The sequence below is a fragment of the Actinosynnema sp. NPDC059335 genome (genome assembly GCF_042752395.1).
Classification (GTDB): Bacteria; Actinomycetota; Actinomycetes; order Mycobacteriales; family Pseudonocardiaceae; genus Actinosynnema.
Genome location: NZ_JBHYXZ010000247.1, coordinates 1 through 8262 on the forward strand (window position 1 = coordinate 1; position 8262 = coordinate 8262).

The following is an 8262-nucleotide window of genomic DNA, read 5'->3' on the forward strand; positions in this document are numbered from 1 at the left end:
GACTCACGCGAGAGTCGTACGTTCACGCCGCGCGTGTCCTACGTTCGGAACAGGCGTGTCCTACGTTCGGGTGCCCCGAGTTCGCCGTTCAGGTCAGGCGCGGGGCGCGGACGACGGCACGGCGGACGCGCGGGCTCAGGTTGGACAGGGCCTCGTGCACGCGGGCGCGCCGCGACCCCTGGCCCACCTCGGCCACCAGGCCGCCCGCCCGCGCCGACCACGGCGGCAGCGTGAACAGCGGCTCCAGCAGGAACAGCGGCAGGAACTCCACGATCCCGTCGTAGATGCCGCACAGGTCGTCCAGCCGGTCCTCCGCGTCGTCGTCCTCGGCCGACTGGTACCACTGCGACACCGCCGCCCGGAACGCCCGCACGGCCTGGCGCAGGAACACCGCCTGCGCCGCCGCCTGGGTGAACTCCGGCGTCCGCAGCCGCCGGTGCACCGCCTCCTGCGTCGTGGTCGGCGCGTGGTCGAACGCCTCCTGGAACATCACGTCGACCTGGGTCAGGTCGTCCAGCGCGTCCACCGCGTCCCGGAACAGCCGCTCCACCTCGCCGGGCAACCGGCCGGCCGCGGGTTCCGCCGCACGGCCCGGCGTCCCGCCCGCCATCGCCTCCAGCTGCCGCTGGATCGCGCCGAGCTGCCGGTCCGACGACGCCCGCACGCCGTCCATGTGCTCGGCCAGGTGCTCGATGAACCCGTAGATGCCCGACTGCTGCCGGGCCAACTGGTCCATCCGCAGCCGCAGCGCGGACATCGGGTCCGTGTCGCCGCCCAACCGCCTGCTCGTCGCGCCCATCAGCGCCTTGAAGTCGTCGGCGAACGTCCGGTCGACGTACACCAGCGGCTCGCCGCCCAGCAGCTCCCGCAACTGGATCGCCACGCCGTCCGCCAGCACCCCGTTGACCAGCAGGATCAGCTCGGCGTCCGGCTCGGCCTCGCGCACCGCCGAGATCCGCCGCACCACCGCGCCCACGTCGGCGTTGTCCAGCAGCGACCCGGTGATCAGCACGGCGCAGCCGGCGCGGTGCTCCGGGAACGTGACCCAGAAGTCCGCCAGCGAGTCCTCGGCCACGCCCAGCAGGTGCCGGTGCAGGTAGTCCAGGCCGCCCGCGTCGAGCAGCCGCCGCACCACGCCGTCGATGTCGTCGGAGCTGAGCGACCCGAACAGCTCGCGCGCCGCCTGCCGCACCATGTCCTCGGTGACCGCGAAGCCGTGCCCCGGCGTGCGGGACGCGTCGTCGGCCATCCGGAACACCCGGTGGCACAGCCGGATCACGTTGCGCGCGTTGCCGCGGGCGAGGTCACGCAGGTAGCGCGCGGTGTCGACGGTGAACGGCGCGAGCTGCGGCGTGCCGAACACCTGCTCCTGTGCCAGCGTGATGAACTCGCGCACCTCGCGCCGGCTGAGCCCGGACATCACCACGGTGAACGGGATGCGCTGCCGCACCGACGGCGGCAGCACGGACTTGAAGTCCGGCAGCCCGCACAGCACCAGGCACGCCCCGGCCTTCGCGAACACCTGCAGCAACGTCTGGAACGCGGCCATCGTGCGCGCCTGCGGCCGGCTGTCGGCGGAGAAGATCTTGTCCAGCTCGTCGATCGCCAGCACGAACCGCCGCTGCCTGCCGCCGAACAGCAGGGCGAACACGCCCATCGCCTCCAGCGCCGCCACCTCGGTGTCGATCGGCGTGGCGATGCCCCGTTCGACCAGCACCTGGTCGGGCGCGCCGCCGAGCAGCCACGACCACACCGAGTGCTCGAACCCCGGCCGCAGCAGCAGCGTGAGCGCGGTGCCGAAGTTCTTGTTGTTGGTGACCTCGCGCAGCGTGTCCTGGACCTTGCGCAGCAGCGCGCTCTCCATCAGGCCGAGCCGCTCGACGACCTCCTGCGGCTCCAACTGCCTGCTGCCCAGCCACTCCAGCATGTCGCTGGTCAGGCCGCTGCTCTGCAGGGAATCGGCGACGATGTCCGCGTAGTACTCGCTGACCTGGGCGCGCACGCCCTCGCGGCCGAGCTTCTGCATGAACCGCCGGTACAGCTCGATGAAGCTCTCCGCGGTCGCGTCGAGGTACAGCGCGTGCGTCGGGTCGGCCAGCACCTCCCGCGCGTGCCGGACCAGCCGCACGGCGAGGTGCGTCTTGCCCGTGCCGTAGTCGCCCAGCACGGCCACGACGGTGCCGGAGCGGTCGCGCCCGCCGCGCGCGGGCGGCGCGTCGAGGTAGGAGGTCAGGTGCGCGAGCGCCTGCCGCGTCGCGTCGGTGGTGATCGCCACGTCGACCGCGTCGGGGTCGGCGTCGAAATCCGTGATCCGGGCGACCGCCATCGGCGAGAAGGGGTTCTTCCGCGGGGGCGGGAGATCGCTGCCAACGCTCATGGCCCATTCCCCAGTCCGGTCCGGGACCTGGTGTTCAGGAACGCCCTGATGTCCTCGACGGTCACCAGGTCGGTCTCGGTGTAACCCAGTCCCGTTTCGAGTTTGTGCTCGTACGTGCCGTGCAGGAAGCGCTGCAACATCGCGACCGACTGGCAGTGCTTGGCCACCAGTTCGATCGCGTCGTCGCTCATCCGCGGGAAGGTCCCGGCGGCCGAGTGGCGGGTGAGCCGGTCTTCGGCGAACCGCTGCGCGTCGCCGGGGTCGAGCGGTCCCACGTGCAGGGTGATCGGCGGGACCCACGTTTCCAGTTGGCGCACGACGTCGGCCACCTCGTCCGTGCCCAGGTACGCGGATTCGGCGAGGAAGAGCACCTTCGCGTTGCTCAGCACCCTGGCGTAGCGGATCACTTCGTCCACCAGCTCGTTCGGGCTCGGCAGCAGCAGGATGAGCGCGACCTCCTCGCGCAGCGCCCGGCCCAGGCGCGGGAACACGCGGCGCGGCACGGTGCGGTCGTCCGCGAGCCGGTCCGCGGCCTCCGGCCGCAGCGCGTCGTGGTCCACCAGCAGGTCGAACATCTGGTCGCAGACCTCGACCGTGCGCTCGTCGATGGACAGCTCCCGGTCGGTCGGCAGGCAGCCCGTCAGGTCCAGCACGACCCCGCGCATGCCGCGCCGCGCCAGCTCGCCCACGACCCAGTCCGCGCACCGGTTGACCAGCGCCGTCTTGCCGCACCCCGACTCGCCGGTGACCAGCACCAGGCGGCCGTACTCGAGCATCACGCCCAGGTCGCCCATGTCCTGCCGGAACTGCCGGAAGGCGTCCTCGGCGCCGTCCACGGGCACGTAGTAGTCGCGGTGCGCGGGCCGGTGCCACGGGCGCAGCGGGCGCATCGGGGTGCTCTCCCAGCCCGGCAGCGGGAACGGGTTGACGCGGCGCGCGGTCACCACGTCCACCTCGCGCACCGACCGTCACGGCCACCGCGAACGGGTGTCGCCCGGTCGGCCGATCCCGGTGGCGGCGTCGGGCCGGTCACGCGCGACAGCGCGGCGGCTCGACCGGCCCGCCCGCGGTCCATGCCCACCCCCGTCGCCTCACGGCGGCACAACGAACGCTTCAGCCTACCGACGGAGAGTCGCACACCCGCGCCGGTTCGTTAACCCGGATACCCGATCGGCCCAGTCGCGTTCCTGCTGTCGGGAGTGGACGGAGTCGTCCCGGTGACCGCCTCACCACGCGGACGGCGCGTAGTCCTTCAGGAAGCACCCGTACAGGTCCTCGCCCAGTTCGCCGCGCACGATCGGGTCGTACACCCGGGCCGCGCCGTCGACCAGGTCCAGCGGCGCGTGGAACCCCTCCGCGGCCAGCCGCACCTTCGTCGGGTGCGGCCGTTCGTCGGTGATCCAGCCGGTGTCGACGGCGGTCATCAGGATGCCGTCTGTCGTCAGCATCTCCTCGGCGCTGGTGCGGGTCAGCATGTTCAGCGCGGCCTTGGCCATGTTGGTGTGCGGGTGGCCCGGCCCCTTGTACGCGCGGCTGAACTGCCCCTCCATCGCCGAGACGTTCACCACGTACTTGCGGCGCGCGGGCGAGGCGGCCATCGCCGGGCGGAGTCGGGAGATCAGGATGAACGGCGCGGTGCTGTTGCAGAGCTGCACCTCCAGCAGCTCCACCGGGTCGACCTCGTCCACCCGCTGGACCCAGCTGTTCACGGCCGCCACGTCGGGCACCAGGCCGCCCGCGTCGATCTCCCGGGAGCCGGCGGTCAGCGCCAGCGCCGTCACCGCCGGGATGGTGTCGGCCAACGTGCCGGCCAACGCCACCGGGTGCGCGGAGACCGTGTGCCCGAACGTCACCAGCTCCGGGAGCGGACCCGGCGGCAGGGGCGCAGACTCGGCCGCGACCAGCGGCGCGTAGGCGTCGGCCGACCGGCGCACGGTCTGCGCGGCGTTGTTGATCAGGATGTCCAGCGGTCCGGCGGCGGCGACCGAGTCGGCCAGCTGGACCACCTGGGCCGGGTCGCGCAGGTCGATGCCGACCACGCGCAGCCGGTGCAGCCAGTCGGCGCTGTCGGGCATGGACGCGAACCGGCGCACCGCGTCGCGCGGGAACCGGGTCGTGATGGTGGTGTGCGCGCCGTCGCGGAGCAGCCGCAGCGCGATGTACATGCCGATCTTGGCCCGGCCGCCGGTGAGCAGGGCGCGCTTGCCGGTCAGGTCGGCGCTCTGGTCGCGCTTGGCCCGGTTCAGCGCCGCGCAGTCCGGGCAGAGCTGGTGGTAGAACGCGTCCACCTCGGTGTACCGGCGCTTGCACGTGTAGCAGGACCGGGCGCGCAGCAGCGTGCCCGCCTTCGCGCCCGGCTCGGGCTCGCGCAGCAGCAGGCCGCGCGTCTCGTCGTCGATGCGGGACGGCGAGCCGGTCGCGGTCGCCTCGATGACCGCCCGGTCGGCGGCGGTGACGGAGGCGCGGCGTTCGGCCTTGCGGCGCTTGCGGAGGCTCTTCCAGATGCCGGCGGTGGCCCGGCGGACGGCTACCGCGTCGGGGTGCTCGGTGTCCAGTTCGTCCACTTGGGCGAGCACCCTTAGGGCGATTTCCAGCTCGGCGGGGTCAATCGACACGCCCAGCACTCTACCTGCGGCGAAATTCGCCCCCGGACGGGTGAAATTCGCGTGAGGCACCGCTAGGGTGCCCGGCATGCCTACTGCGGGTACCGGCCCACGGGTGCGGCGACTGGCCCACCCCGACGCCGACATCCGGGCGCGTGCCCTCGGCCTGCCCCGCGGCCGCCCGGTCCTCGCCGTGTTCGGCTCGACCGACGCCCTGGGCACCGACCTCGCCGCCGCCGTGCTGCCGGTGCTGCGCGCGGTGCTCGCCGCGGCGGCGAAGGCCGACGCGGTCGTGGTCACGGCGGGCGCCGACGTCGGCGTCACGCACCTGGTGGGCCTGGCCGCCGAGTCGCTGGAGGGCCGGTGGCCACGGCTGGTGGGCGTCGCGCCGTCCGGCCGGGTGGCCGCGGAGGACGCCGAGCCGGCCGAGGGTGAGGTGCGGCTCAACGTGAACCACGACACGGCGGTGCTCGTGCCGGGCTCGACGTGGGGCGAGGAGGTGCCCGCCCTGTTCCGCGCGGTGGACGCCGTGGCCGGGGCGAAGCGCCCGGTGCTCGCGCTGCTGATCGGCGGCGACGACCGGGCGCGGGCCGCGTTGGTCGACCACCTGGGCCGCGACCGGCCGCTGCTCGTGCTGGGCGGCACCGGGGCGCTGGCCGACGAGATCGCCGGCGGCCGGCTCCGCGACACCCCGGTCGACCGGACCGCACCCGCCGACGGCGAGCCCGTCCGGACCGCTGCCGTCAACGCCGCCACCGGGGCCGGAGCCGCGGGGACCGTCGCCGACACCGCTGCCGCCAAGGCCGTCACCGGGGCCGGAGCCGCCGGGACCGCCGCCGGCACCGCTTCCCCCGAGGCCGTCGCCAAGACCGAACCCGCCGGGACCGCGGCCGGCACCGGGACCGCACCCGACCACGACGACCTCGCCGTGCTCGTGCGCAGCGGCCAGGTGGCCGCGGTGCACCTGGACGAGGGCCCGGACAAGGTCGTGGCCGTGCTGCGCCGGATCCTGGGCAACCGCCCCGGGACCAGGCCGCGGGCCGACGTGCCGCCGCCCGCCGTGTGGCCGCGGCTGCGGTTCCGGGAGCCCGAGCCGCGTCCCGTGATCGACCCCGGCTACGTGCTCGACTACCCGCTGCTCGCCGACGCGATCCACGAGGCCAACCGGGTGGTCGCGCCCGCGCTGCACGAGTGCGAGGTCGCCGCCCTCCGCGCCCGCGAGCGCGCCCGCCTGCTGGTGGTGCTCGCCGTCGCCGCGGGCTTCGGCGCGACGGTGTTCGCCGCGTTGCAGGTCTGGCTGCGGGACGTGCCGTGGCCCGGCGTGCTGCTGGCCGTGTCCGGCGCGGCGGCGGCGGTGCTCGCGGTCGTCGCCCGCGGCGGCGAGGACCCGGACGCCCGCGTCCGCGCCGAGCGGCTGCGCGCCCTGTACTTCGACCACCTCGCCGCGCCACCCGCGGCCGACGACGCCGAGCGCGAGGAACGCGCCCGCGAGTTGGCCGCCGCCGTGGCGCGGTGCCGGCACGAATCGGTGAGCCGCCCATGACCCGCGTCGCACCCCCCGCGTCGGTGGCCGACGACCACCGCGAGCAGTTCGTCCGCGCCTACCTGCGCCACCGGGTCGGCGAACGGCTCGCCGGGTTCGAGCAGGCCCGCGCCCGCTACACCACCGCCCGGCGGTGGACGACCGGCCTGACCGTGCTGCTGTTCACCGCCGCCGCGGCGTTGGGCGCGGTCGCCGTCGCGGACGGCCGGCACCGCGCGCTGTGGGCGTTCCTGGCCGCGGTCGCGGCGGCCCTGGCCACCGCCGTCACGGTCTGCGAGTCCGCGTTCTCCTTCCACGCGCTGTCACGCCGGTCCGCCGACGGCGTCGCGCTGCTGCACCTGTTGCAGGCCCACGGCGCGCCCGAGGGCGAGGACGGCGTCAACGCGTTCCGCGCCGAGGTCGAGAGCGTGCTCCGGCACGCCGACCGCTGACCGCCGAGCACGCCGCCGTGGCCACCGTGGACGACGTCCGCCGCATCGCGCGGTCGTTGCCGCGCACGGAGGAGGCGGTGGTCCGGGACCGGGTGAAGTTCCGGATCGGGCGGATCGTCTACCTCGCCCTCTCCCGCGACGAGCGGACGCTCGGTTTCGCCTTCCCGAAGGACGAGCGGGACGCGCTGGTCGCCGCCGACCCGGCGAAGTTCCGCCTGCCCGCGCCGTCCGACCTGCGGTACCACTGGGTCGAGTGCGCCCTGGCCGAGGTCGACGTGGACGAGCTGACCGAACTCGTGGTGGACGCGTGGCGGATGTGCGTGCCCAAGCGCGTGGCCGCCGAGCACCCGGGTCGGTAGGCGCGCCGGACCCGTCCCCCCGGCGGAACCGCGGCCTCCCGGGAACCGTCACAGTCGCGTCCATCTCGGTGCAGGGTCGACGCGACTGGGGGCGGTGTGGAGTTCCTGATCCTGGGTCCGGTCGAGGTGCGGCGGGACGGGGCGCAGCCGCGGTCGCCGCGCCGCAAGCCGAGCCAGGTCCTGGCCGTGCTGGCGGCGCACTGCGGCCGGCGGGTGCCGGTGGACCGCCTGCTGGACCTGGTGTGGGGCGAGTCCCTGCCGCCGCGGGCCCGCAAGTCGCTCCAGGTGCACGTCTCCGCGCTGCGCGGCGAGGGCGTGCCGGTCGCGCACCAGGACGGCGGGTACGTGCTGCGGGCCGAGCCGGACCAGGTCGACGCGCTCCGGTTCCGCGACCTGACCGCGCGGGCCGCCGCCACCGCCGACCTGGAACGGCGGCGCGACCTCTACACCCGCGCGCTGGCCCTGTGGCGGGGCACGCCGGTGGCGGGCGCGGAGTCCGAGCCGCTGCGGTCCTGGCTGTGCGCGCCGCTGGAGGCGCAGCACCTGGCCGCCCTCGAAGCGGCCATCGCGACCGACCTGGCGCTGGGCAGGCACGCCCAGGCGGCGCAGGCGCTGACGACGCTGGTGGCCGAGCACCCGCTGTCGGAGAACCTGCGCCAGCAGCTCATGACGGCGCTGCTGGCCTGCGGCCGGCGGACCGAGGCGTTGCGCGTCTTCCAGGACATGCGCCGCACGCTGGCCGACGAGCTGGGCGTGCCGCCGGGGCCGCGGCTGCGCGAGCTGTACCGCGCGGCGCTGGGCGTTTAGGCGCGGCTTTACCGCACGTCGTTAGCGTCGGGCCGCCGGATGCCCGGTGACGGGGTTACGCGGCCCCGCGCGCTGCGCGGGCGGCCCCCCACCCCCCCCCCCGCAGCCCAATAGGCGGTGCCCCCCCACACCGCCCCCACTA

At 74.7% G+C, this 8262-nt stretch carries 7 protein-coding genes; 4 read left to right on the top strand and 3 right to left on the bottom strand.

All coding sequences use genetic code 11. The annotated features are described in order from the left end of the window. Positions 1–88: 88 nt before the first annotated feature. From ACFXGA_RS38470 to ACFXGA_RS38480, 3 genes are all read right to left on the bottom strand, one after another. Positions 89–2377, bottom strand: a complete 2289-nt coding sequence (locus ACFXGA_RS38470; RefSeq protein ID WP_378097574.1) for a hypothetical protein — start codon at positions 2375–2377, stop codon at positions 89–91. Then, the gene (locus tag ACFXGA_RS38475; RefSeq protein WP_378097577.1) at positions 2374–3321 is read right to left on the bottom strand and encodes a hypothetical protein; all 948 of its coding nucleotides are present in this window, start codon (positions 3319–3321) and stop codon (positions 2374–2376) included. Before ACFXGA_RS38475 ends, ACFXGA_RS38470 begins: the two co-directional genes overlap by 4 nt. 282 nt (positions 3322–3603) lie before the next feature. Then, complete coding sequence (locus ACFXGA_RS38480) at positions 3604–4992, bottom strand: SDR family NAD(P)-dependent oxidoreductase (RefSeq protein WP_378097580.1); 1389 nt, start codon at positions 4990–4992, stop codon at positions 3604–3606. A gap of 76 nt (positions 4993–5068) precedes the next feature. Here ACFXGA_RS38480 and ACFXGA_RS38485 point away from each other — a divergent pair, with 76 nt between their 5' ends. From ACFXGA_RS38485 to ACFXGA_RS38500, 4 genes are all read left to right on the top strand, one after another. After that, on the top strand, positions 5069–6523 hold the full coding sequence (locus ACFXGA_RS38485) for a hypothetical protein (RefSeq protein WP_378097583.1): 1455 nt from the start codon (positions 5069–5071) through the stop codon (positions 6521–6523). Continuing rightward, entirely contained in the window at positions 6520–6954 is a 435-nt protein-coding gene (locus ACFXGA_RS38490; protein WP_378097586.1) for a hypothetical protein, read from the top strand. The genes ACFXGA_RS38485 and ACFXGA_RS38490 overlap by 4 nt, the downstream gene beginning before the upstream one ends. Positions 6955–6971: 17 nt before the next feature. After that, positions 6972–7313, top strand: a complete 342-nt coding sequence (locus ACFXGA_RS38495) for an MmcQ/YjbR family DNA-binding protein (RefSeq protein WP_378097589.1) — start codon at positions 6972–6974, stop codon at positions 7311–7313. 96 nt (positions 7314–7409) lie between these two features. Next, a complete protein-coding gene (locus ACFXGA_RS38500) occupies positions 7410–8120 on the top strand; it encodes a BTAD domain-containing putative transcriptional regulator (RefSeq protein ID WP_378097592.1) in 711 nt (236 codons plus the stop codon). Positions 8121–8262: the final 142 nt, after the last annotated feature.